Annotated in this window: 1 protein-coding gene; it reads right to left on the reverse strand. The window is 63.7% G+C overall.

Annotated elements, in window-relative coordinates:
* The coding region (gene tyrS, locus EOA22_RS35305) for a tyrosine--tRNA ligase (protein ID WP_127390699.1) at positions 1-939 on the reverse strand (939 nt) is incomplete at both ends.

Below are 939 nucleotides of genomic sequence, written 5' to 3' on the forward strand. Positions count from 1 at the left end.
GTCCTGTCGACCTCGACGGTCGGCAGCGACTCCGCGAGCGCGCCTTCCTCGAACGTCTTGCGCGCCGTATCGCTGGCTTGCTCGGCGGCCGCGCGGCCGTGCAGCAGGGCGGTGATCTCGGTGGCGAGGATCTTCTTGGCCTCATTGATCTCGGATCCGCCGAGCCGCTCGAGCCGCGCCACCTCGTCCAGCGGCAGCGTCGTGTAGAGCTTCAGGAAGCGGGCGACGTCGGCATCCTCGGTGTTGCGCCAGTACTGCCAGAATTCGTAGGGGCTCAGCATCTCCGCGTCGAGCCAGACCGCGCCCGACGCCGACTTGCCCATCTTGGCGCCCGACGAGGTGGTGAGCAGCGGCGTGGTCAGTGCATAGAGCTGCGCGTCCTCCGTGCGGCGGCCGAGATCGATGCCGTTGATGATGTTGCCCCACTGGTCGGAGCCGCCCATCTGCAGGCGGCAGCCGAGACGCTTGTAGAGCTCGACGAAATCATAGGCCTGCAGGATCATGTAGTTGAATTCGAGGAACGACAGCGACTGCTCGCGATCGAGCCGCAGCTTGACGGAATCGAAGGCCAGCATGCGGTTGACCGAAAAGTGACGACCGACATCGCGCAGGAAATTGACGTAGTTGATCTCCATCAGCCAATCGGCGTTGTTGACCATGATGGCGTCGTTGGGACCGCTGCCGAATTTGAGGTAGGGCATGAAGTTGCGGCGGATACCGGCAAGATTGTCTTCGATGTCCTGCGGGGTCAAAAGCTTGCGCGCCTCATCCTTGAACGACGGGTCGCCGATCATCGAGGTGCCGCCGCCCATCAGCGCGATCGGCCGGTGACCGGTCTGCTGCAGCCAGTGCAGCATCATGATCTGGATCAGCGAGCCGGCGTGCAGGCTCTTGGCGGTCGCGTCGAAGCCGATATAGGCTGTCACCGTCTCCTTGGCG

The sequence above is a fragment of the Mesorhizobium sp. M7A.F.Ca.US.014.04.1.1 genome (genome assembly GCF_003998745.1).
Classification (GTDB): Bacteria; Pseudomonadota; Alphaproteobacteria; order Rhizobiales; family Rhizobiaceae; genus Mesorhizobium; species Mesorhizobium ciceri.